This window comes from Pseudescherichia vulneris (assembly GCF_902164725.1).
Taxonomy (GTDB): domain Bacteria; phylum Pseudomonadota; class Gammaproteobacteria; order Enterobacterales; family Enterobacteriaceae; genus Pseudescherichia; species Pseudescherichia vulneris.
This window is the reverse complement of sequence record NZ_LR607338.1, coordinates 2,070,222-2,091,401: the sequence shown is the minus strand read 5'-3', so window position 1 is coordinate 2,091,401 and position 21,180 is coordinate 2,070,222. Positions and strand designations below refer to the sequence as shown.

Annotated in this window: 24 protein-coding genes; 7 read left to right on the top strand and 17 right to left on the bottom strand. The window is 56.6% G+C overall.

Going from position 1 to position 21,180, the window contains the following annotated elements; all coding sequences use genetic code 11:
• Window positions 1-22: 22 nt before the first annotated feature.
• Genes FN633_RS08950 through FN633_RS08920 form a run of 7 tightly spaced genes read right to left on the bottom strand, consistent with a single transcriptional unit; the run spans window position 23 to window position 6,534 of the window.
• Window positions 23-466 (bottom strand): flagellar FliJ family protein, encoded by a 444-nt coding sequence (locus FN633_RS08950; protein ID WP_154057480.1) that lies wholly within the window; start codon window positions 464-466, stop codon window positions 23-25.
• The gene (gene fliI, locus FN633_RS08945) at window positions 463-1,806 is read right to left on the bottom strand and encodes a flagellar protein export ATPase FliI (RefSeq protein WP_154057479.1); all 1,344 of its coding nucleotides are present in this window, start codon (window positions 1,804-1,806) and stop codon (window positions 463-465) included. Before fliI ends, FN633_RS08950 begins: the two co-directional genes overlap by 4 nt.
• Complete coding sequence (fliH, locus tag FN633_RS08940) at window positions 1,784-2,491, bottom strand: flagellar assembly protein FliH (RefSeq protein ID WP_154057478.1); 708 nt, start codon at window positions 2,489-2,491, stop codon at window positions 1,784-1,786. Before fliH ends, fliI begins: the two co-directional genes overlap by 23 nt.
• Window positions 2,492-2,504: 13 nt before the next feature.
• Window positions 2,505-3,524, bottom strand: a complete 1,020-nt coding sequence (locus FN633_RS08935) for a flagellar motor switch protein FliG (RefSeq protein WP_154057477.1) — start codon at window positions 3,522-3,524, stop codon at window positions 2,505-2,507.
• Window positions 3,502-5,154, bottom strand: coding sequence for a flagellar basal-body MS-ring/collar protein FliF (gene fliF / locus FN633_RS08930; RefSeq protein ID WP_154057476.1), 1,653 nt, complete (start codon window positions 5,152-5,154; stop codon window positions 3,502-3,504). Before fliF ends, FN633_RS08935 begins: the two co-directional genes overlap by 23 nt.
• A gap of 2 nt (window positions 5,155-5,156) precedes the next feature.
• Window positions 5,157-5,510, bottom strand: coding sequence for a flagellar hook-basal body complex protein FliE (gene fliE, locus FN633_RS08925; protein WP_243731490.1), 354 nt, complete (start codon window positions 5,508-5,510; stop codon window positions 5,157-5,159).
• Between the two features lie 34 nt (window positions 5,511-5,544).
• Window positions 5,545-6,534, bottom strand: coding sequence for a sigma-54 interaction domain-containing protein (locus FN633_RS08920; protein ID WP_154057475.1), 990 nt, complete (start codon window positions 6,532-6,534; stop codon window positions 5,545-5,547).
• 390 nt (window positions 6,535-6,924) lie between these two features.
• On the opposite strand from FN633_RS08920, the gene FN633_RS08915 reads away from it, so the two are divergent.
• From FN633_RS08915 to flhA, 7 genes are read left to right on the top strand one after another with little or no spacing between them, the layout of a single operon-like run.
• Entirely contained in the window at window positions 6,925-7,785 is an 861-nt protein-coding gene (locus FN633_RS08915) for a FliM/FliN family flagellar motor switch protein (protein WP_154057474.1), read from the top strand.
• Window positions 7,778-8,134 (top strand): FliM/FliN family flagellar motor switch protein, encoded by a 357-nt coding sequence (locus tag FN633_RS08910; protein WP_154057473.1) that lies wholly within the window; start codon window positions 7,778-7,780, stop codon window positions 8,132-8,134. The genes FN633_RS08915 and FN633_RS08910 overlap by 8 nt, the downstream gene beginning before the upstream one ends.
• Window positions 8,131-8,883 (top strand): flagellar type III secretion system pore protein FliP, encoded by a 753-nt coding sequence (fliP, locus tag FN633_RS08905; protein ID WP_154057472.1) that lies wholly within the window; start codon window positions 8,131-8,133, stop codon window positions 8,881-8,883. Before FN633_RS08910 ends, fliP begins: the two co-directional genes overlap by 4 nt.
• Window positions 8,884-8,899: 16 nt before the next feature.
• A complete protein-coding gene (locus tag FN633_RS08900; RefSeq protein WP_154057471.1) occupies window positions 8,900-9,172 on the top strand; it encodes a flagellar biosynthetic protein FliQ in 273 nt (90 codons plus the stop codon).
• A 1-nt stretch (window position 9,173) separates the two neighbouring features.
• Window positions 9,174-9,953, top strand: coding sequence for a flagellar biosynthetic protein FliR (fliR, locus tag FN633_RS08895; protein ID WP_154057470.1), 780 nt, complete (start codon window positions 9,174-9,176; stop codon window positions 9,951-9,953).
• Window positions 9,946-11,085, top strand: coding sequence for a flagellar biosynthesis protein FlhB (flhB, locus tag FN633_RS08890; RefSeq protein ID WP_154057469.1), 1,140 nt, complete (start codon window positions 9,946-9,948; stop codon window positions 11,083-11,085). Before fliR ends, flhB begins: the two co-directional genes overlap by 8 nt.
• Window positions 11,069-13,162 (top strand): flagellar biosynthesis protein FlhA, encoded by a 2,094-nt coding sequence (gene flhA / locus FN633_RS08885; RefSeq protein ID WP_154057468.1) that lies wholly within the window; start codon window positions 11,069-11,071, stop codon window positions 13,160-13,162. The genes flhB and flhA overlap by 17 nt, the downstream gene beginning before the upstream one ends.
• Here the strand turns inward: flhA and FN633_RS08880 are convergent.
• The 10 genes from FN633_RS08880 to FN633_RS08835 all read right to left on the bottom strand — a co-directional run bounded on the left by FN633_RS08880 (window position 13,159) and on the right by FN633_RS08835 (window position 21,090).
• Window positions 13,159-13,845 carry a C40 family peptidase gene (locus FN633_RS08880; protein WP_154057467.1) on the bottom strand — a complete coding sequence of 229 codons (687 nt, stop codon included), beginning with the start codon at window positions 13,843-13,845 and terminating at the stop codon, window positions 13,159-13,161. The two genes, flhA and FN633_RS08880, sit on opposite strands and share 4 nt — an antisense overlap.
• Entirely contained in the window at window positions 13,832-14,803 is a 972-nt protein-coding gene (gene lafU / locus FN633_RS08875; RefSeq protein WP_154057466.1) for a putative lateral flagellar export/assembly protein LafU, read from the bottom strand. The genes FN633_RS08880 and lafU overlap by 14 nt, the downstream gene beginning before the upstream one ends.
• On the bottom strand, window positions 14,803-15,669 hold the full coding sequence (gene motA / locus FN633_RS08870; protein WP_154057465.1) for a flagellar motor stator protein MotA: 867 nt from the start codon (window positions 15,667-15,669) through the stop codon (window positions 14,803-14,805). The genes lafU and motA overlap by 1 nt, the downstream gene beginning before the upstream one ends.
• 16 nt (window positions 15,670-15,685) lie before the next feature.
• Window positions 15,686-16,405 (bottom strand): FliA/WhiG family RNA polymerase sigma factor, encoded by a 720-nt coding sequence (locus FN633_RS08865; protein WP_154057464.1) that lies wholly within the window; start codon window positions 16,403-16,405, stop codon window positions 15,686-15,688.
• Window positions 16,405-16,878, bottom strand: a complete 474-nt coding sequence (locus tag FN633_RS08860; RefSeq protein WP_154057463.1) for a flagellar basal body-associated FliL family protein — start codon at window positions 16,876-16,878, stop codon at window positions 16,405-16,407. Before FN633_RS08860 ends, FN633_RS08865 begins: the two co-directional genes overlap by 1 nt.
• Before the next feature lie 6 nt (window positions 16,879-16,884).
• On the bottom strand, window positions 16,885-17,928 hold the full coding sequence (locus FN633_RS08855) for a flagellar hook-length control protein FliK (protein WP_154057462.1): 1,044 nt from the start codon (window positions 17,926-17,928) through the stop codon (window positions 16,885-16,887).
• On the bottom strand, window positions 17,925-18,242 hold the full coding sequence (locus FN633_RS08850; RefSeq protein ID WP_154057461.1) for a flagellar protein FliT: 318 nt from the start codon (window positions 18,240-18,242) through the stop codon (window positions 17,925-17,927). Before FN633_RS08850 ends, FN633_RS08855 begins: the two co-directional genes overlap by 4 nt.
• Window positions 18,243-18,245: 3 nt before the next feature.
• Window positions 18,246-18,638 carry a flagellar export chaperone FliS gene (fliS, locus tag FN633_RS08845; protein ID WP_154057460.1) on the bottom strand — a complete coding sequence of 131 codons (393 nt, stop codon included), beginning with the start codon at window positions 18,636-18,638 and terminating at the stop codon, window positions 18,246-18,248.
• 28 nt (window positions 18,639-18,666) lie between these two features.
• Complete coding sequence (gene fliD / locus FN633_RS08840) at window positions 18,667-19,983, bottom strand: flagellar filament capping protein FliD (RefSeq protein ID WP_154057459.1); 1,317 nt, start codon at window positions 19,981-19,983, stop codon at window positions 18,667-18,669.
• Window positions 19,984-20,178: 195 nt separating this feature from the next.
• Entirely contained in the window at window positions 20,179-21,090 is a 912-nt protein-coding gene (locus tag FN633_RS08835) for a flagellin N-terminal helical domain-containing protein (RefSeq protein ID WP_154057458.1), read from the bottom strand.
• Window positions 21,091-21,180 lie beyond the last annotated feature (90 nt).

Below are 21,180 nucleotides of genomic sequence, written 5' to 3'. Positions count from 1 at the left end.
GGAGTGGAGCTGCGTCATTACTTTACTCCTCCAGACGCTGGGTTCGCAGCCAGCGTTGAGACGCAACGTCGTCCACCGTTTTTTGCTCGCGGCTGGCCTGCTCGCTGGCAATCTTGTCCCGCTGGATATCGAGGGTCAGCGCCACAATCTTCTCCTGACAGGCGGCCTGCATCAGTTTTTTTTGTATCTGCTGCGTTTTCATCTCCGCTAACGCTTTCTCCTGCTCCTGCCACTTCACGACGCGCAGCAGGCTGCCTTTATAGCCCGCAATGTTGCTCAGCGTCTGGGCGCAAAAATGGGGTAGCTCTTCGGTGCGGGTTTTCTGCACCAGCTGCCCCAGGGCTTTAATGTTGTTCTCGTATCGGGTAGCGACCTGCCGCTGCCGGGCCAGCGCCACCGTTGTGCTTTTTACCGCGCTATCGCGCAGGCGCTGAAGCTGAACAAGGGTGTGGATCGCCTGCTTCATGGTTTACCTTTTGTGGCCTGAGGAGAGGGAAACAGCGCAGCGAGTTGCGCCTGTACCTGCGTCAGCTCAGCGGGCTCGTCAACCTGCTGGCGTAGAAAGCGCTCAATGGTCGGAAAGCATTTCACGGTTTTATCGACCTGCGGATCGGCACCCTCGACGTAGCCGCCGAGCGGGATAAGCGGTCTGATCTCCATATAGGCGGCGTAGTGCCGCTTGAGCTGGCTTACGGCCTGCTGCTGCCAGCCAGGGATGATGTGCGTCATGCAGCGGCTGATGGATTGACCAATATCAATGGCCGGATAGTGTCCGGCCTCGGCAAGCCTGCGGGTCAGGACGATATGACCGTCCAGTACCGCCCGCGCGCAGTCCACGATAGGATCCTGCTGATCGTCGCCCTCGGCCAGCACGGTATAGATGGCGGTCATGGATCCGCTGCTGTCGCTGTTGCCCGCGCTCTCTACCAGCCGGGGGATCATGCCAAACGCTGAGGGAGGATAGCCTTTGGTAGCTGGCGGCTCGCCCAACGACAGGGCGATTTCGCGCTGGGCCATGGCGTAGCGGGTTAACGAGTCCACCAGTAACAGTACGTCGAAGCCCTGGTCACGAAACCAGGCGGCAAGCGTATGGCAGAGCTCGGTCGCCTTCAGGCGCATCAGCGGCGATTCATCCGCTGGCGCAACGACGACGACGGACTTCGCCAGTCCTTCATGACCCAATGACCGATCGATAAACTCTTTGACCTCACGCCCCCGCTCCCCAATCAGCCCCACCACCACCACCTGTGCGCGGGTCTGGCGGGTGATCATCCCGAGCAAAACGCTCTTGCCTACGCCGCTGCCTGCCATCAGGCCAACCCGCTGGCCCTTGCCGATGGTCAGCACGCCGTTGATCGCCTTCACGCCCACGTCCAGCGGTTCGTCGACGGGACGACGGGTCAACGGATTTACCGACGGCGCAACGGGAGGCAGCACCTGCGTGCCGCCCAGCCTGCCTTTGCCATCAATCGGTTCACCCAGTCCGTTAACGACCCGACCCAGCCAGCTTTCGCCTATCAGCAGGTGGCGAGCCTTCTCCTGCGGAAAGACGCGCGCACCGGCCATCAGCCCTGCCGGCTGTTTAAACGGCATCAAATAGGTCACCTCGCGGTTGAAGCCAACCGCCTGGGCATCAATAAAGCCGCACTCCGCACTTTCGATGCGGCAGAACTGACCCGTTGCCAACTGGCAACCCACGCTTTCCAGTAACACACCGTTCATCCGCACCAGCCTGCCCGCCACGCGGGCAAATGCGATCGACTCAATGGAGCGCAGCGCATCGTCAAAGGGGAGTGGATTGTTCATCTGTCTCATCCGGGGCCAGCGTCTCTTTGAGAACCGTCATGCACTGCTCCAGACGGTGCTCGCAGCCAATATCCAGCTCGGACGCCTCGGTCACGATCCGGCACTCGCCGGTAGAGAGATCCGCCGAGGCCACCAGACCCCATGCAGCCACCTTCTCCGGAGCTACGCTCTGAATGCGGTTAAACTCCTCTACGCTCAGGCAGACCTTGAGCGGATCCGGCACGCTGGGCAGGGCGGCAATCGCCTCCTCCACCAGCGCCAGCAGCTGGGTAGGCTGCAATGCCAGCTCGCAGCGGATCACCTGGCGGGTCACTTTCTCTACCAGCTGTAGCAGATCCTCACGCTGCTTGCGCTGCACGTGGGCAAAATAGTCGTTGAGCCTGTCGGCGATTGCCTCCAGCGGCTGCGCGGCCTGGGTGAACTGCACCCGTCCAGCCTGCTGCCCGGCAAGACTGCCCTCGGCATAGCCTTGCCGGTAGCCCTCCGCCTGGCCTTTAGCCTGCCCCTCCTGAAAGCCGGTCTCCTGGCCTTCGCTGATGCCCTCCGCGAATCCTTTCTGCAGGCCCTGCTGGTAGCCATCCATAAGCTGGCGCTGAAAATTGGTGCTCGCTGCGTTTTTGTCCGTCAGCGCGGCGTGCCGTGGCAGAAAACGGTGTACCCGGTAGCGGCCTCGTAGTGTCTGCATTGCGTTTTCTCCCCTACTCCGCCGTCTGCTCGGCGAAAAGCTGAAGCTGGATTTCACCCGCCGCCTCCAGCTCCCGGGCGACGGCCATGATTTCCCGGCGGACCTGCTCAATGCGGCTAATGGGAACCGGTCCGAGGCGCGCGGTGATGGTTTCCAGCTGCTGCGCCTGACGTTTCGGCATCACCGCAAAAATAGCCCGCCGCAGCGGCGGCTCGGTGCCCTTCAACGCTACGGCCCACTCCTCCATCGGGATCTCGTCGAGCAGGCGGCGACGCACCTCTTCGCTCTGGCGACTCAGAATAAAGAAGTCGTACATCTCATCCTGAAGCTGGTCCAGCACGCTGGCATCCAGCTCGCGCAGCCGATCGAGGATCTGCTGCTGGTTGCCCTGAAAGCGGTTAACGATATCTGCCGCCTGCTTAATGCCTTTGACTTTCGAACCGTGTTCGGAGAGTACCGACAGGCCTCGCTCAATCAGGCGATCCAGCTCATCAACCACGTCACGGTTCACGTCGTTAAGCCTGGCGATACGGTAGAGAATTTCATCCTGCACGGCATCGTTCATATAGGTCAGCACCGTGGCGGCGATCTCCGGGGTCAAAAAAGCCAGGAAAACGGCCTGCAGCTGGAGATGCTCCTCGGCGATCAGCGCCGCCAGCTGACGGGGATCGACCCACTGCAGTCGCGCCATGCGCGAGCGGATCTCATCGCCATAGATGCCGTTGATGACGCTGCTGGCAATCTCCCCGCCAAGCGCCTTATTGAGGATCCCCTGCAGCATCACGCGCGATGCGCCGTTAATCCCACTCTGCTCACGAAACTCGTCAAAGAAGTTGTTGATCACCTTTCTCGCCTGACTGGTTTTCACCCCGGAGAGGCGCGCCATATATTCACTCAGGCGCACGACCTCTTCGCGACTTAGCTTTTGCATCACCGTTGCCGCCGCCTCTTCGCCAAGGCACAGCAGCAGAATGGCCGCCTGCTCAAGATAGCTGGCGCTGCCTGGACTCTTATTTACTGTCAATTCGCTCATTGCTGGTAATCCACTGTCTGATCACGTCGGCGACGCGGTCGGTATCGCTAATCGCCAGTTTTTTAAGGAACTCCAGCTTGGTTTCAAGACCAGAGCTCTGGGCAGGGAGCGCATCATCCCCGGAGAATGAGGGCAGCTCTATGCCCCTGCGCTCATCGTCATCCAGCGTTGCGCGAAGTGAGGGTTCACTACGTTCAGTGGCACCTGCCGTTGCTGCGTGTGCTTTACGCGTGGCGATAAGGTGTTTGATGAGCGGACGCACAACGAGCAGCAGAATCAGCAGCAGGAGCAGGCCGATACCGACGAGGCGGCACCACGCCAGAATGTCATCGTTCTGCCACCACTTCACCGGCGGCGGCACGATTTTCTCTTCCGGCACAAATTGCATCAGCGAAAGTGACAGCTTGTCGCCTCGGCGCTCATCAATACCGGCAGCGTTGTTCAACATGGCCGTCACCTGTGCCGTCTGCTCTGCTTTCCACGCTTTAACGGCGGTGGCGTCCTGATTCAGCACGATGGCAACGTTCAGGCGTTTCAGCTCAAAGCCAGGGTGCTGAATATGCTCAACGGTACGGTCATAGCTGTAGTCCCGTTGACTCTCCGTACGCGCAGAGAGCGTATCGGGCATCTTCTGCGCCCCGGCCTCAGGGGCCTGCGCAGGCGTAGCCTCCGGTGGCCGGTTGCTGAGCGAGCCGGGAATGCCGACCGCAAGTCTATCGCTGCTTTTATCCTCTGTGCTTTGCTCCCGGTTTACCTTGGGCGTATCGCCAAGCCGTTCACGGGTCTCCTCAACGAGGCTAAGATCCAGCTCAGGCATGACGCTAATGCGAAAATTATCTTTCCCCACCAGCGTGGTCAGCACGTTAGCCAGACTGGCACGGGTCTTATTCTGAATGTCGCTGAGTAACACATTCGCTTTATGGGTTCCGGCCAGGGGGTTGGTGCCGTCCACCACCCCTTCCGAAAGCAGATTTCCTGCCTGGTCAACGATGCTGACCTGGGCAGGCGGCAGCCCCGGCACGCTGCCGCTAACCAGATGGATAATGGCATTAACCTGCTCCCGGCTTAAGCGGCTGCCATAGTGCAGACGCACCATCACCGAGGCGCTGTTTTGCGGTTTGTCGCTAATCACAAACGAGCTCTCTTCCTCCAGCGCCAGATGCACCCGCGCCGTTTCAACGGCGTCCAGCGACATGATGCTCTGCGCCATTTCACCTTCCAGGCTGCGCTTGTAGCGAATGCTTTGCACAAACTGGCTGCTGCCGAGCACCTCGTCTTTGTCCATCAGCTCATAGCCTGCCGGGCTTATCGCCTGGATGCCTTTTGCCGCCAGCGTCATACGAATGCCGGAGAGCTGCGCCTGCGGAACCAGAATCTGTCCGCTGTTGGGGTCAATACGGTAGGCGATCTTTTCGCCGTCCAGCACGGTGATAACCTGTGAAATGGGCAGGTTCTCCTGTGAGCCGAACAGCGCGGTATAGCCGCCGTTGCTGTGCCACAGGCTGCCAACAATAGCGGCGGTGAGCAGTAGCGCACCGCCTGCCAGCGCAAACCATTTTTGGTTTCCCGGCAGCAGGGAAGAGAGCGCAGCAAACGCCGCGTTCGCAGAGGCAAACAGTTTCTTTTTCATCGTTATATGGACATGTTCATCAGATCGTTAACGCCGCTCGCCACTTTATTTCTGACCTGAACAAGCGCTGAGAACGACAGGGATGCCTGCTGGCTGGCCAGCATGGCCCCCACCAGATCGTCACTCTGGCCGCTGCTGACCGCATCCTGCTGGGCGCTGGCAGTCTGCTGCAGGCTATCAACATGGTCGAGCGTATCACGCATCACCTGGTGAAAGCTTACGCCAGAGAGGGATTCCCCCTCCGGCATACGGTTGGCGATAGTTTGCGCGGAAAGCGGTGACGCAGCAGCAAGGCGGCTCATCCCGCGCATCTCCTGCTGCATGAGGGACAGGGAAGGATTACCAATGGTTTTCATGGCGTACTCGTTATCTTAAAAGGAACTAATAAAATCAGAAGGTTATCTCTATGCCATGTTTGCGCATTGAGGCGAGCCGGTAGCGCAGCGCGCGCGGCGTAATGCCTAAGCAGTCGGCAATTTGCGTGCGGTTGCCCTGGTATTTACGCATCAGGTCGGCAATATAGTGATACTGCGCGACACGCCCATGCCGCTGTAAATCCTCCCGGCTGGTGCTGGCAGGCTGATGCAGGCTGGGTGCCGCGGCGCAGCCCACGCTTTCGACACTCGGTGCAAAGGGGAGCCCCAGTGCGCTGGCGTGGATAATGCCGTCCTGGTTTAAAATCATGCCGCGCTGCATGACGTTTTCGAGCTGGCGCACGTTGCCGGGCCAGGGGTATTTCATTAGCGCTGCCTTTGCGGTTTCCGACAGGCTGATATTTTTGCCGATCGTGTGGGCATATTTTTTTATAAAGGACTCAGCCAGCGGCAAAATATCCTCTGGCCGCTCGCGTAAAGCCGGCACGGTGATAGGCACAACGGAAACGCGATAAAAAAGATCTTCGCGAAAACGCCCTGCGGCTACCTCTGCCTCAAGATTTTTATTGGTGCTGGCGATCAGGCGGAAATTAAGTTTAATGGCTCGGTGGCTGCCGAGGCGCTCGACCTGACGCTCCTGCAATACGCGAAGCAGCTTCGCCTGCAGTGCCAGCGTCATATCACCAATTTCATCCAGCAGCAGCGTGCCATTATTTGCCATCTCAAACTTTCCTGCCACGGCGTTCACCGCCCCGGTGAAGGCCCCTTTTTCATAGCCAAAAAGCGTTGATTCAAGCATCGATTCTGGAATGGCGGCACAGTTGATACCGATAAAGGGTGCAGCGCTATTCTCGCCAAACGCCATCGCGTGAATATATTGAGCGACGCACTCTTTCCCTGCGCCTGTTTCACCCAGGATCAGCACGGGGATATTAAAGCGGGCAACGCGCCTGGCTAACGAAAATGTTTTAATGCTGGCAGGTGCCTGAGCAATAAAGGTCGGCATGGGTTTCTCGCATTTACGTATGTCACTGCATGCGAATCTATCACGTCACTTAAGTTTATTTACTAATAAATGAATTAAAAATAATTAATACATAATAATCAAAATGTTACGTTAAACATTAGCGAACATCAAAAAACAATAAAAAACATTTTAATTTAAAATAAATATTTAATAACAATTATCTATAGAACATCCATTGTATGATGCAACCATCTTCGCTTAAATAACGGCGCTTTTACTGTGCGCTAAGCATTATGCCTCCACGTAAATGGACAGCGGCAATCTTAGCGCATCACTTAAATAGAAATGACTTTTTTTGCCTGACTTAACGCTTTAGACAGCAAAGCGGCTTTCCCGGTCATTCGGTATTCACGACAGAGAACATGTCCCATGTTGAAGTACAGCCAAACCGCTGGAATAGCTTATCTTGATAGCCACCGCCTTGGCCGCCCATACCATCGCTTACCAAGCCTGTTTACGAGCAAATTTGACATTCTGGAAGCACGCGTGGGCAACTACTTTCTAAAAAAGCACCGTTCGAGCTTGTCCTTAAAAAAAATAGCGTGTACGGCTGATATTAAAAATAAAAATGCTGACCTGCTGGTATCGGATAGGGGTCATTTGGCTTTTGATATAGACCGACCGCTTCTGTTAACCATTCTCAATAATTTTTATGGCCTTGAAAGCAGCGAAAATGCGCGCAGCCACGCCGTGCGGTTGCCAACAAAAACCGAGGCGCGTCTACGCACCCGGCTGGCGCTGGATCTCTGCCATATTCTTTTTCATCAGGAGACGTGGGGATTACCGCTACGCGTAAAAACAGATAACAGCACCGTTATTAGCCAGTGGGCTTATCAAATTACCTTTACGCTGGGCGATGATGCAAACAGTAGTTTTTACATCCTGTTAGACAACGCCCATACCGACTGTTTTCTGAATATGCTGCGCCAGAGAGAGCGGCCTCAAACCGACGCCAGCGACCTTGATCGCAAAAAAAGAGACCGCGCCGTCGTAGCCAAGCTTATCGAGACGCTGCCCCTGAGCCTGAATGTCAAAATCGCCGGGTTAAACATGGACGTCGCGTCGCTGACTGCCATCAGACCCGGAGATATTTTCCCGCTTACGTTACCCGAGACCTTCCCGGTCTTTATCGGGCAATCGCCGCTGTTTCACGCGCTGATTGTTGAAGAGAACGACAGACTCTATCTGTCTGATATTACGCCTACTGTTTCTGAGACATCCTATGAATAATCATACCGATCCCCTTGACCAGGGCTTTGAATTAGCCAGTGAGAGTGACGCCCCGACTGACTCGGGCCCTACTCAGAGCGCGCCAGCGTTAGCTGACTCAATGGCGCTGCTTAAACGCATTCCCGTCACGCTAACGCTGGAGGTCTCTTCAGTTGAGGTGATGCTTGCCGATCTGCTGAATATTGACGACGACACGGTCATCGAACTCAATAAGCTCGCGGGAGAGCCGCTGGATATTAAGGTAAACAATATCCTGCTAGGGAAAGCCGAAGTGGTGGTGGTCAATGAAAAATATGGTCTGCGGGTCATTGAGTTTAACACGCGCGATATTAACGAACTGACATCATGACACGTCTGCTCTACCTGCTAGCCGCAAGCACGCTGCTGATCGTCTCCCCTGCCGTCCTGGCGCAGGGGGGCGATATCTCGCTGTTCCACGTCGTCAACCACGGCGATACGCAGGAGTACAGCGTCAAGATCCAGATCCTCATTCTCATGACGCTGGTGGGCCTGCTGCCCACCCTGCTCCTGATGATGACCTGCTTCACACGGTTTATCATCGTGCTCTCGCTGCTGCGTCAGGCGCTGGGGCTCCAGCAGACGCCGCCAAACCGTATTCTTATCGGCATTGCGCTGACATTAACTCTGCTGGTGATGCGCCCCATCTGGCTGACTATCTATGAGCGTGCGGTTGTACCTTTTGAGCAGGATGAGATAACGCTGCCCCAGGCGCTGGAGACCGCCAGCGTGCCGCTTAAGCGCTTTATGCTGGCGCAAACCAGTAAAAAGGCGATGGCGCAGATCATGACTATTGCTAACGCTAAGGGCGACGCGGCGCAGCAGGATCTGTTGATCGTTGTACCGGCCTATATGCTCAGCGAGCTGAAAACTGCCTTTCAGATCGGCTTTATGATCTACATCCCTTTTCTGGTGATCGATCTGATCGTCGCCAGCGTGCTGATGGCGATGGGGATGATGATGCTTTCGCCGCTGATCGTCTCTCTGCCGTTTAAGCTGATGGTTTTCGTGCTGATTGACGGCTGGTCGCTCACCGTCGGCACGCTGACGGACAGCATTCGCGGACTGGGGTTAGGATAATGAGCGAGGTACCGTCATGCTGACCGTCGATATCGCCGCCGATCTCGTCGCCAGCGGCATTAAGATCGTAATTATGCTGGTCTCGGTGCTGGTGGTTCCCAGCCTGCTAGTGGGCCTGTGCGTCAGTATCTTCCAGGCCGTGACCCAGATTAACGAACAGACGCTCAGCTTCCTACCCCGGCTTATCGTTACGCTGATCGTACTCGCCGTCTGTGGGAAGTGGATGATCGTACAGCTTAGCGACCTCTGTACGCATCTCTTCGCCCAGGCCGCGTTGATGGTGGGCTAAGATGAGCCAGTTCGACGTCATTCAGTTCAGTCACCTGGCGCTGGGGCTATGGTATCCCTTCGTCCGCATCATGGCTTTTCTCCAGTATGGGCCGATTTTTGACAGCAAAGCCTTTAGCATGCGCATCCGTATTATTATCGCCCTGGCGCTGGCCGTTATTCTGACCCCGCTGGTCAATCCGCCCGTGCCCGAGGGGCTGCTAAACCTGCACACGATTATTCTTACCGTCGAGCAGATCCTCTGGGGCGTGCTGTTTGGTTTGATGATGCAGTTTCTCTACCTGACGCTGCAGCTCGCCGGGCAGATCCTCTCCTTCAATATGGGCATGAGCATGGCGGTGATGAACGATCCCAATAGCGGCGCGTCAACCACCGTGCTGGCGGAGTTTATCTACATCTATGCCGCGATCCTTTTCTTCGCGATGGATGGGCATCTGCTGCTGGTCAGCATTCTCTACAAAGGGTTTATCTACTGGCCACCCGGCAGCGCGCTGCTGCCGCAAACGCTGCGCAGCGTCTCCCTCGCGCTGGGTTGGGTATTCTCCTCTGCGATGCTGCTGGCGCTGCCCGCAACCTTTATCATGCTGATCGTTCAGGGCGGATTTGGCCTGCTTAACCGTATCTCCCCGGCGTTGAATCTCTATTCGCTGGGCTTTCCCATCGCCATGCTGGCCGGGCTTATCTGCTTTGCCGCCCTGCTCTCCGCGTTGCCGGACCACTATTTACAGCTGGTTAATCGGGTACTGGCGGAGTTTGATGCCCTGCGGAGGACGCATGGCTGACGCGGCAAGCGAGGAGAAGACCGAGAAGCCCTCGGCGCAGAAGCGGCGTAAGGCGCGGCAAGAGGGTCAGATACCCCGCTCAAAGGATATGGGGCTTGCCGCCAGCCTGCTGGCTGCCTTTATCGTAGTCAGCAGCAGCTTTCACTGGTATCGCGACTTTGTTCAGGAAGCCTTTCTGACCGTGCATCAGTATGGGCAGCATATCGGCGATCCGGATATTCTTGGTCAGTTTCTTCAACACAACCTGCTGATACTGCTTAAATTTATTCTCACGCTGACGCCCATGCCGCTGGCAGCGTTGATCGCCTCGCTGATCCCTGGTGGCTGGATCTTCTCGTTAAAAAAGATCTTTCCCGATCTCAGTAAAATTAGCCCGCTAAAAGGCATAGGACGCCTCTTCTCCAGCGAGCAGATTATCGACGTCGGCAAGATGATAATAAAAAGTGTGCTGGTTCTGCTGCTGCTCGCGGTCAGTCTTCACCGTCACTTCACCGCTTTTCTCGATCTACAAAACCGCTACTTTGCGCCTGCGGTTAGTGAGGGGCTGTCGCTCTATCATGACGTCATGCTGAACGTCGTGATGCTGTTTATCCTGTTTGCCCTTTTCGATGTCCCGCTGGCTAAGCATATGTTTACCAAGGGATTGAAAATGACCAAGCAGGAGGTAAAGGACGAGTACAAAAACCAGGAGGGTAGCCCGGAGATCAAAGCCAGAGTGCGTCGCCTGCAACGGCAGATGGCGCTGGGGCAGATCCGTCGCGTAGTACCCAAAGCCGACGTGGTGATTGCCAACCCCACCCATTTCGCGGTGGCGTTGCAGTACGACCAGGCGCGGGCGGCAGCACCCTTTGTGGTGGCCAAAGGCACCGATGAGGTGGCGCGTTACATTCGCGAGGTGGCTCAGGCGCATCACATTGAAGTGGTGGAGTTTCCCAAACTGGCTCGTGCGGTCTACTACACCACCCAGGTTAACCAGCAGATCCCTTATCAACTTTTTCGCGCGATCGCCCACGTCCTGACCTATGTCCTGCAGCTTAAATCCTGGCGGGCTGGCAACCAGACGCGGCCCGCGCTTAATCGTCATATTTCCATTCCGAACGAGGTCCTGAAGCAGGATGCAGAAACAGATTAAATATGTGATGACGGCGCTGAGCCGCAGTCGGCCCGGTGTTCCGTTACTTCTCCTGGCCATTCTGGCAATGGTGATCCTGCCGCTGCCGCCGATGCTGCTGGACGCCCTGTTTACCTTCAACATCGTGCTGGCGGTGCTGGTGCTGCTGGTCAGCGTTTCGACCAAAAGACCGCTGGACTTCAGCCTGTTCCCGACGGTGCTGCTGATTACTACCCTGATGCGTCTGACCCTTAACGTTGCCTCTACCCGCGTGGTGCTGCTGTACGGCCATGAGGGGATCGGCGCGGCAGGGAAAGTGATCGAGTCCTTTGGTCAGGTGGTCATCGGCGGCAACTTTGTGGTTGGGTTTGTGGTGTTTATCATCCTGATGATCATCAACTTTATTGTGGTGACCAAAGGAGCGGAGCGAATCTCTGAGGTATCGGCGCGCTTTACTCTGGATGCCATGCCGGGTAAACAGATGGCGATTGATGCCGATCTTAATGCCGGGCTGATTAACCAGACACAGGCGCAGGCCCGGCGTAAAGAGGTGACCAGCGAGGCGGATTTCTATGGTGCGATGGACGGTGCCTCAAAGTTCGTGCGCGGTGACGCCATCGCCGGGATGCTGATCCTGGCCATCAACCTGATTGGCGGCGTCTGCATCGGCATTTTTAAATACGACCTTAGCGCCGAGGCGGCTTTCCAACAGTATGTGCTGATGACCATCGGCGATGGGCTTGTGGCGCAGATCCCCTCCCTGCTGTTGTCCACCGCAGCAGCGATCATCGTAACCCGGGTCAGCGACAGCGGGGATATCTCCAGCGCCGTTAAAGCGCAGCTGCTAGCCTCGCCGTCGACGATCTACACCGCCAGCGGCGTGATGTTCGTGCTAGCCATCGTGCCGGGAATGCCGCACCTCCCTTTCCTGCTCTTCTCCGCCCTGCTCGGCTTTACCGGCTGGCGGCAGAGCAAACGGCCACTGGCGGCGCAAACGGATGAGAAGAGCCTAGCCACGCTGAGCAAGGCGCTGACGGAAACCCCCGAGCAGCAGGTCAGCTGGGAGTCGATCCCGCTGATTGAGCCGGTGAGCCTAAGCCTTGGCTACCGTCTCGTCACCCTGTTGGATAAAGCCAACGGCAGTCCGCTGACCCAGCGTATACGCGGCCTCCGGCAGGCGATCTCCGAGACCAACGGCCTGCTGCTGCCGGAGATCCGTATCCGCGAAAACTTTCGCCTAAAGCCAACGCAGTACGCCATTTATATCAATGGTATCAAAGCCGACAGCGGCGATATTCCCGCCGACAGGCTGATGGCGCTGCCCTCGGCGGAAACCTACGGTGAAATTGACGGTACGCCGGGAAGCGATCCGGCTTACGGGATGCCCGTCACCTGGATCACCGCTGCGCAAAAAACCAAAGCGCTCAATCTGGGCTACCAGGTTATCGACTCGGCGAGCATTATCGCCACCCATCTCAATAAAGTGATCACCCGCTTTATTCCCGACCTGTTCAACTATGATGACGTGACCCAGCTGCACAATCGGCTTGCCTCGCTGGCCCCCAAGCTGGCGGAGGATTTAGCCAGCGCGCTGAACTACAGTCAGGCGCTAAAGGTCTACCGAGCGCTGCTTACCGAGCGTGTCTCACTGCGTGATATTGTGACCATTGCCACCGTGCTGGTGGCCAGCAGCGCGGTGACCAAGGATCCGATTTTGCTGGTATCGGACGTGCGCCTCGCCCTACGTCGCAGCATTACCCACGGGCTGGTGCGCCATGAGGAGCTGGCGGTCTATACGCTGAATAACGAGCTAGAGAATTTGCTGATTGGAGTCGTCAACCAGGCGCAGCAGAGCGGGAAAGTCATGCTCGACAGCGTGCCGCTCGATCCCAATATGCTGAGCCAGTTCCAGCAAAATATGCCTCAGGTGCTTGAGCAGATGAAGGCGGCGGGCAGAGAGCCGGTGCTATTGGTTGCGCCGCAGCTGCGTCCGCTGCTGGCCCGCTATGCGCGGCTGTTTGCCAGCGGTCTGCAGGTGCTCTCCTATAACGAAGTGCCGGACGAGCTGGAGATAAAAATTCTCGGTACCCTCAGCTAGCCCGGTACGCGTACGGTACTGTTCAGCAGGATGCGCTTCCCACCTAAGAAGCGCGCCTGCCAGAACGCATCAGACAGATCGCTGATGCGGATCTGCTCGCCGGTGCGTGGCGATTCGATAAAGCGGTTGTTACCGAGATAGACGCCTACATGATCGGCTTTATTACGGGAGTGAATGCCAAAAAAGAGCAGATCGCCGCGTCTGAGATCGTTATCCGCGACGTCTAGCGCCTGCCGGTAGTGATACATCTCATTGGCGGTTCGCGGTAGCTTCGCTGCCAGCAGCGGATTAAAGGCGTAGAAGATCAACCCGCTGCAATCAAAGCCCTCCTCCGGCGTTTCCCCTCCCCAGACGTAAGGTTTACCAAGCTGCGCCTGTAAGCGGCGTATCGCTTTTTCAACGACGGGCTGAAGATGCAGGTCGCCTGCCAGGAGTGGCATGGCGAACCACTCGGGGTGACGCTGCAAAAGAGCCCGGTTCTGCGCCCGCAGAGCGGCTTTTGCCGCGCTGTTGCCGCGGATCACCGGCGTAAGAGAAAGAGGTTTCGCCTTTGCCTTCGCCAGCAGCAGACGATTGTGCATTCGCTGGCGAGGCGTCGATTTTGCCGCTGCGTCAGACGGAAACAACGCCACGACGAGGGCGGTAACGAGAAGTCCAACACGCAGCGGTTTAGCGAGGCACATGCGTTGCCTGTGGTGAAGGGGCGTGCTCCAGCTTGCTGGCCAGCGGCTTAACAATCTTCTCACCCTGCGCGCCGAAGAATTGATAGAGCGTGTCGGCTGCCGTATGGGTTAAGACCATGATCTCAATCCGCCGGTTGTTTGCGCCCTCTGGGTTATGGGCATCCAGCAGCATACGGTCGGCCATCGCACTGACCTGCATCACTTTATCTTTCGGCATGCCGGCCTGCTCCATGACGCGGCGGGCTGAGAGGGCACGATCTCCGGAGAGGTTCCAGTTGTTGTATCCAGCGCTTTTATAGCCCATCGCGTCGGTGTGGCCGGTGATAATCAGCCTGTTATCCAGAGAGTTGAAGATGGGTGTCAGCTCGGTCAGCAGCGATCGGAAGAACGGCATAATAGTGGCGCTGCCGCGTTCAAACATGCTGCGCTTCTGATTATCCTTAATTAATATTCGTAGCCCCTGGGGAACGATCTCCATCTCAAGATTGCTCTCCATATGGGCCTTCAGGGCAATCTCGTTGATGCTGTTCGCCAGCTCACCCAGCTCTCGCGCCGATTTTTGTCTCATGCGCAGTGCCGCACTGCTGGCTTCCTGCGTCCTCTGCAGATCCGCTTCAGCACGGCGCGCCAGCCGCTCTTTGCTTACGGCCTGCGCCTGCTCATGACTGCGCCCATCGGCAGAGCCCGCCATCTTTTGCGGAAGATGGCTCAGCGGGGCCATTATTCCACCGCCGAAAAAAATAGACTGTCCGTGCAGCGCGGCCACGATCTCTTCCCGGTCGGACTGGCTGACGCTGTTGACAATCCATAGGGTCATAAACAGCGCCATCATCGCAAGGGTGAAGTCGGCAAAGGCCACTTTCCAGGCCCCGCCGTGGTGCCCGGCATGGCTCTTTTTGATCTGCCGACGAATAATGGTGGTCTTCTTGCCCCGATCGCGCCGGTTTGCGGTCGCCATTATTCCTCCTCCTCCAGCATGGCGTTGACCCAGGCATCAAGGTTGGCAAAGGTCGGCTTCGAGGCCAGATGCAGCAGCTTGCGGCCCGCATCCACGGCTAATAGCGTTGGCTTGCCTCCGGCCTGGGCTACCAGCACGGTACGGACGCACTCCAGCAGAGAGTGCTCGGCCCGCGCCTGCTGCTCCATCGCATTGGCCAGCGGATCCATAAAGCAGTAGCAAATGAAGACGCCCAGAAAGGTCCCCACCAGCGCAGCGGCCACTTTCAGGCCAATCAGCGCAATAGAGCCGTCAATGGACTGCATGGTAATGATGATCCCCAGCACCGCCGCGCAGATACCAAACCCGGGCATCGCCTCTGCGGTACGCTGTAGCGAACGTGAGGGGGTAAGCAGCTCCTCCTCAATGGTCTCCAGCTCCTGATCGAGGATCCCCTCCAGCTCATGGGCGTCGATTTTGCCCATCGCCATCAGGCGAAAGTTATCGGCAATAAACATCACCAGCCGCTTCTGTTTAAGTACCAGCGGGAATTTCTCGAATATGGTGCTCTCATCCGGCTGCTCAATATGCTGATCGAGCATGCGTAACCCGCCGGTTTGTACCATTTCGAGCAGTTCATACAGGCACATTAAAAGCTGACGCTGAAATTCAGCCCCAAGCTTTTTTTTGCTGATTACGCCTTTGATCTGATGGGCTATTTCCCGCAGCACGTGTAACGGGTTGGCAATAATCATTGACCCGATGCCTGCGCCGATAATGATCATAATTTCCGCAGGCTGCCAAATAGCCACCAGCTGGCCACCCTCAACAAAATAGCCACCAAAAACGCAGCCCAATATAATTATTAATCCTAATATTTTTTGCATGAATATCTCGAAACGTTTAGTGGCTGAAAAAATAGGTGCGTAGCTTTTCCGCTATCTTTTTATTGAGCTGACAAATTCTGGCTTCGGTGAGTTCCAGCACCAGGGCAATCTCTTTTAGATTCATATCCTGCTGATAATATAAATAGAGGATCTGCTGCTCTTTCGCTGACAGCATCTTCAACGCCCGGCTCAGCATATGTTGCGTCACGATCTGTTCTTCCAGCCTGCGTCCCTGCAGCGGCAGTTCGCCGGGTCGATCGCTAAGCAGCGCGTCGAGGCTCTCCAGCGTATCGGCACCCTCTAATGCAAGGTACTGCTGATACTCGGCGGCACTCACGCCATCGGCCTCCAGTTCGCCAGGTTCTGGTTCGCGGCCCAGCGCTTTACGCCGCTCCCGTATCAGATCTTTGATGTGGTAAAACTTTTGCCGGAGCTGACGCGGACGCCAGTCAAGGCGTCTCAGCGCGTCCAGCACCGCCCCCCGAATGCGCTGCACCGCATAACCGCCAAACCCTTCGTCAGGCTTGCCGTAGCGGCGCAGGGCGTCCAGCAGACCGATGAGCGCCACCTGCTGCATATCCTCTCGCTCCATCACGCAGCTGCACTGCGGCGCAAGCTGTTTTACCACCTTGCGCACCAGCGGCAGATAGGCCTGCAAGTAGTGGCTCTCCTGAGCAGGCGTTAAGGGAGAGAGCGTCTGAAACGCCTGCGTCTCATGGGTTGCTGACGCCAGCATTACTGGAAAACCATTTTGCTGATTAATATATCGCTGTAGGGGCCTGGCGTAGCCCTGTTTTTCAGTTCACGATGTAACGCGGTATTAAGTAACGTTTTTATTTCATTGATTTTTAAAGCGCGGACTTTTTCATATTCCCTATCCGCCAACGTTGCTAAAATAATGCTCTGATAAAGCGGCTCGTCGGCCTGGATCTTTTTAGACGCCTCCTCACTCTCCGCCACCATCGTCAGCGCCAGGAGCATATAGTGATCTTCGCCCTGAGCATCGCTGAGCGTAATGACCGATTCCTTTAATGAAACAAAGATATCGTTGGCGTGCTTGTTCTTATTTTGCGGCGCGCTCTTTTTTAAAGAGAGCCTGGCGGCGGCTCCTGAAGGCTGCATAGTGTTAATAAAAAACCATGCTGCACCGCCGCCAATAAGAATAGAGAGCACTACGCCAACAAGGCCGGTAATGACTATTTTTTTCATCTGTTATCACACTTTAATTAATAGACTTTCGCTCTTCTGCAAACCGCTCTCATCAGCATCCAGCTCAATGGCAGAGCGTATTGCCGTGGCGTTTTGCCGCTCCTCGCGCTGCCGCCGCGAATCGGACTGCGACTGTCCGTCCGGGGCGACCTGTACCTCTACCTGCATGAAGTTCTGCTGGGTGAGCTGAACCCGCAGCGCATCGCCGCACTGTTGTAGGGTACGGCAGACGTCCGCCTGGGACGCGCCGATATGCACCGTTAATTTGCCTGCATTCAGCTGAATAGCGATCTCCAGCTTGCCCAGCGAGGGCGGATCGAGGCGAATGGTGGAGATCTGCTGCTGCTGACTAAGTTGAAAATGGATGTTCTCTTTTAGCATGTGGACCAGCGCCTCGCCCCACTGCGCGGCGCGGGTATCAACGCTCACGACCTGCTCCGGCTGTACCCTGCTGGGCACAAGACGAGTATCGTCGGGGATAAAGGTGGTATGTGCTGCAAGCGATGCGGATTCAGGCCGATCGTGAACCATTTTTTCATTCACCGCATGACGTAATTCACCGGCCCGCTCCGGTCGTGGGGCCTCTGGCTGAACGCCTAACGAGGCGACCGCAGGAAGATTTTCCATAGCCAAACGAGCCTGCTCTGCCAGCTGTTTCGACGTAGCGGTAGCGAGCTCCACAGGCAGCGAGCCTGGTGTTATCTGCGTCCGCATCTGCATCGACGACACCGGCAGGGCTACCTGCTCCGACAGTGCCGCCTCTCCCCTTTTTTCCGCTATGGCGGGACGTTCAGGCATCAGCAGCAAGGCCATCAACGCCTCCAGCGGCTGAACCTCCTTTTCATCCTGCACGGCACGTTTAGCCTGCTTTTCAGCGGATGTAGGATCTCCCGCCCCTTCGGCCAGCGTTTGCAGGTGCTCTAGCAGGGCTTTTTGTACGGTTTCCGGCAGCGTGAAGGTATGCGTCTGCGGGTTGTCCGCCTGCGGCTGAACGGAGGCGGATGCAAACCGCTGCGTCAGGGCGTTGGTCAGTAAGCTCAGCGTATTCATGGCTGCTCCGACAGGATATTCACCAGCGAGTAGGCCAGCGCCCCCTCGCGCTGCTGGCGGTGTTTCTCCATGCGCGCCTTTAGCTGCGCTGCCCGCTCGGTTCGCCGAGCGATGATCTCGCCATACGCCTGACGCAGCCGTGCCTTGAGTACCGTCAGCTCCTCTTCCGGCGGCTGGCTGGCACAGTAGGCATTGAACAACGCCATCAGGCGGGTATGTAGCGCAGGCATCCTGCGCCAGCGCTGCTTATTCAAGGCTTCATCCATGGCATTCAGCAGTGCATCCATCTGCTCATTTACGGTTTGCGTTTCCATCGTTTAACCCAGCTTTTTCGCCAGCCCCTGCCAGCCCTCATGCAGGTTGGTCAAAATCAGCACCACCTCGTCTATTTTTTGCGTATTGAGTTCACTGCTGGCTTCATACAGGCGATAGACGCAATGGTCATAGAGCCGCGCCAGATTCAGCACCAGTTCGCCGCCGCTCTCAAACTCCAGCGAGCTGGTCAGCGCGTTAAGAATGTCGATGCATTTATTGATGCTTTTGGCCTTGCGGTCGTAGCGTTTATGCGTGATATGACTTTTAGCGCGCTCCAGCTCCTCCAGCAGCCCGGTATAGAGCACCAGCACGAGATCCAGCGGTGAGGCCGAGGCGGTGCGGGAGGCCAGATCGATATCTTTATAGTGGCCATAGCCGTTATCAGAAGCGTACATAGCGTGAATTCCTCTGTTTCTGTGTCGCTCAGGCAAACGCCGCCATGCTTACCTGCATCGAGTAGATTTCAACCATCGTAGAGGTGTACTCCTGCAAATAGCGCTCGTACGAGGCGTTATAGGTCTCTTTTACCTGATCAACCTCGCGGGTAAGTTTGTCCTGCTCCTCGGTAAGCGCGTCCTGCCGCTGAGTGATAACGCCGCTGTTATCATCCAGCCAGGTCTCCATCATGCTATCGAGTTGAGCACTCATGCTGTCGTCGCCGACAAACAGCGAGGTCAGGCCCGCCGGGTTCTCCGCCATTGCTGCGCTAAACTGCTCGGAATCGATTTGCAGATGGCCGTCTGCGTCAAGCGCGATGCCGTAGTCGAGCATCGAGACGCCGTTATAGGTGGCATGGGTAATGCTCTGGATCTGACGCTCCAGCGAAGAGATACCTGCATCGCCAGCAAAAGGTCCCGCTGGTTGGCCGTTACTGCCAAAGGTGGTTAGTGAATCGAGGGTATCCACCAGCGTGTTGTAGGCGTCAACAAACGTCTGTACTTTCTCCTGCGTTGCCGACGCGTCATTTGCCACGGTGAAGGTGATGGGGCCATCCGCCTCTGAGGTTTCAGCAAAGGTGATCGAGACGCCAGGAATGAGGTCGCTATAGGTGTTGGAGCCGCTGGTGATCTGCACCCCATCTTCCGGCGAGCTGCCGAGATAAATGACCGAGTCCTGTGCAACAGAGAGATCCTTCTGCGCGCTAAGATCCGTGGCAAAGGCCGAGCTGGGATCGATGCCGCTGGTCGAGACCGTAAACGCATGGTCTTGCCCGGTCTCATCAGCGGTGAGCATCAGGGTTGTCGACTCGCCGGTATTCACCAGCGTGGCGGTGACGCCTGGGTTATCTTCCGCGCCATTAATGGCATCGCACAGTTCGCTGACCGACACGCTGCCATCGGCGTCGCTGTCTGCCTGAGCGAGATCGATATCCATCTCGCTGTCGCCCATCGTAATGGTAAAAGTGCCGCTACTGGCAATATCGCCGTCGGCGATATTGAAGGTGCTCTGCTGGGCAGTCGCCAGTTGCTGAACATAAAAGGTGTAGGTGCCCGCCTGCGCCTCGGAATTGGCGGTGGCGGTGGCAGCGTCGTTGTTTGCCTTAACCGTATTGACCACCGCCCCGCTGGTATCACTGTTTAACGCATCTACCGCCGACTGGAAGGACGTCAGGGCGCTCTCCAGCGTCGACAGCGCAGCGCTTTCGGTATCCAGGTCGGTTTGCTGGCGCTCCAGCTGGCTTGCTCGCGTAGAGATGTCCATCAGGGCAAATTGTTTCGCCATTACTTGCGGGTTTATCATCGTCGCTCCATTCAGTTATCAATACCCATAGCAATAACAGTGCCAAAATTTATATTTTATAATTCAATAAGTTAAAAATGCGGAGAGGAAGTGCAGCTTCCGCAGAGAGGGAAAGTCTCTTTCCTCCAGGGTCGCCATAGCAGAAAAAACAGCCATACCGCACAGGCGCGGTATGGCTGAGTACAAGCTGGTCGCTTATTGCAGCAGGCTGGAGACCATCCCGGACATGCTGTTGGACTGCTTCAGCATGGTGATGCCGGTCTGCATCAGCACCTGCTGCTTCGACATGTTTGACGCTTCCGTGGCGTAATCGGTATCCATGATGTTGCCAATGGCAACTTCGGTGTTGTCCTGCATGCTTTGCAGGTTGGTGGCCGTGCTGCTCAGGCGGTTCATGGTCGCACCCAGGGTAGACTGAATGCTGCCGACTTCATCCATAACGCCCTGCACCGCGCTAATGGTGGCGTTTGCTGAATCCAGGGTCATCAGCTCACTGCCAGCCGTGCCGCTGGCAGATGCACCGCCCGCACCGTCGGTACCGTAGTCGCTGTTAAACGCTGCGCTCAGGCTGCCCAGATCCGTTGCCAGCTGGCTGACCTGAGAGGAGATATTGATGGTGATCTGATCGGTAGACTGGGATCCCACCTGGAAGGTGACGCCGGACGCGCTGGTGAACAGGCCGTTCTCAGATTTATTAAACAGATTGGTGCCACCGTTGGTGGTGTTCTGCAACATGTCGGACATCTCCTGTCCCAGCTCGTCGAACTCGGACTGCATGGCCGTACGGTCATCATCGCTGTAGGTTCCGTTCGATGCCTGGGTTGCGAGTTCGTCCATGCGTCCCAGAATATCGTTCATTTCGTCAAACATGCCGTCAGCGGTTTGCAGCATGGCGGTGGCATCGGCGATATTACGCTGGGCCATGGCCATGCCGTCAGACTGGGTCTGCATGCGGTTAGCAATCTGTTTACCCGCAGCGTCGTCTGCAGAAGAGTTGATACGCTTTCCGGTTGCCAGGCGCTCCATGGACTGGCTCAGTGAGGCGTTGCTTTTGTTGATGGCGTTAACTGCCGCCATTGAGGCGGCGTTGGTATTGATAGATAACATAGTTCTGCTCCTTGAAAAGATGGATCTCAGCTGAGGTACAGAACTAAAGCGACGCGAGTGGGAAAAAAATTAAGCCGGGGCGAAAATTAT

What these genes read in the sequence shown, in the direction of transcription:
- FN633_RS08950 (WP_154057480.1), bottom strand. Translation starts at nt 466, where the DNA reads ATGAAGCAGGCGATCCACACCCTTGTTCAGCTTCAGCGCCTGCGCGAT.
- fliI (WP_154057479.1), bottom strand. Translation starts at nt 1,806, where the DNA reads ATGAACAATCCACTCCCCTTTGACGATGCGCTGCGCTCCATTGAGTCG.
- fliH (WP_154057478.1), bottom strand. Translation starts at nt 2,491, where the DNA reads ATGCAGACACTACGAGGCCGCTACCGGGTACACCGTTTTCTGCCACGG.
- FN633_RS08935 (WP_154057477.1), bottom strand. Translation starts at nt 3,524, where the DNA reads ATGAGCGAATTGACAGTAAATAAGAGTCCAGGCAGCGCCAGCTATCTT.
- fliF (WP_154057476.1), bottom strand. Translation starts at nt 5,154, where the DNA reads ATGAAAAAGAAACTGTTTGCCTCTGCGAACGCGGCGTTTGCTGCGCTC.
- fliE (WP_243731490.1), bottom strand. Translation starts at nt 5,510, where the DNA reads ATGAAAACCATTGGTAATCCTTCCCTGTCCCTCATGCAGCAGGAGATG.
- FN633_RS08920 (WP_154057475.1), bottom strand. Translation starts at nt 6,534, where the DNA reads ATGCCGACCTTTATTGCTCAGGCACCTGCCAGCATTAAAACATTTTCG.
- FN633_RS08915 (WP_154057474.1), top strand. Translation starts at nt 6,925, where the DNA reads ATGTTGAAGTACAGCCAAACCGCTGGAATAGCTTATCTTGATAGCCAC.
- FN633_RS08910 (WP_154057473.1), top strand. Translation starts at nt 7,778, where the DNA reads ATGAATAATCATACCGATCCCCTTGACCAGGGCTTTGAATTAGCCAGT.
- fliP (WP_154057472.1), top strand. Translation starts at nt 8,131, where the DNA reads ATGACACGTCTGCTCTACCTGCTAGCCGCAAGCACGCTGCTGATCGTC.
- FN633_RS08900 (WP_154057471.1), top strand. Translation starts at nt 8,900, where the DNA reads ATGCTGACCGTCGATATCGCCGCCGATCTCGTCGCCAGCGGCATTAAG.
- fliR (WP_154057470.1), top strand. Translation starts at nt 9,174, where the DNA reads ATGAGCCAGTTCGACGTCATTCAGTTCAGTCACCTGGCGCTGGGGCTA.
- flhB (WP_154057469.1), top strand. Translation starts at nt 9,946, where the DNA reads ATGGCTGACGCGGCAAGCGAGGAGAAGACCGAGAAGCCCTCGGCGCAG.
- flhA (WP_154057468.1), top strand. Translation starts at nt 11,069, where the DNA reads ATGCAGAAACAGATTAAATATGTGATGACGGCGCTGAGCCGCAGTCGG.
- FN633_RS08880 (WP_154057467.1), bottom strand. Translation starts at nt 13,845, where the DNA reads ATGTGCCTCGCTAAACCGCTGCGTGTTGGACTTCTCGTTACCGCCCTC.
- lafU (WP_154057466.1), bottom strand. Translation starts at nt 14,803, where the DNA reads ATGGCGACCGCAAACCGGCGCGATCGGGGCAAGAAGACCACCATTATT.
- motA (WP_154057465.1), bottom strand. Translation starts at nt 15,669, where the DNA reads ATGCAAAAAATATTAGGATTAATAATTATATTGGGCTGCGTTTTTGGT.
- FN633_RS08865 (WP_154057464.1), bottom strand. Translation starts at nt 16,405, where the DNA reads ATGCTGGCGTCAGCAACCCATGAGACGCAGGCGTTTCAGACGCTCTCT.
- FN633_RS08860 (WP_154057463.1), bottom strand. Translation starts at nt 16,878, where the DNA reads ATGAAAAAAATAGTCATTACCGGCCTTGTTGGCGTAGTGCTCTCTATT.
- FN633_RS08855 (WP_154057462.1), bottom strand. Translation starts at nt 17,928, where the DNA reads ATGAATACGCTGAGCTTACTGACCAACGCCCTGACGCAGCGGTTTGCA.
- FN633_RS08850 (WP_154057461.1), bottom strand. Translation starts at nt 18,242, where the DNA reads ATGGAAACGCAAACCGTAAATGAGCAGATGGATGCACTGCTGAATGCC.
- fliS (WP_154057460.1), bottom strand. Translation starts at nt 18,638, where the DNA reads ATGTACGCTTCTGATAACGGCTATGGCCACTATAAAGATATCGATCTG.
- fliD (WP_154057459.1), bottom strand. Translation starts at nt 19,983, where the DNA reads ATGATAAACCCGCAAGTAATGGCGAAACAATTTGCCCTGATGGACATC.
- FN633_RS08835 (WP_154057458.1), bottom strand. Translation starts at nt 21,090, where the DNA reads ATGTTATCTATCAATACCAACGCCGCCTCAATGGCGGCAGTTAACGCC.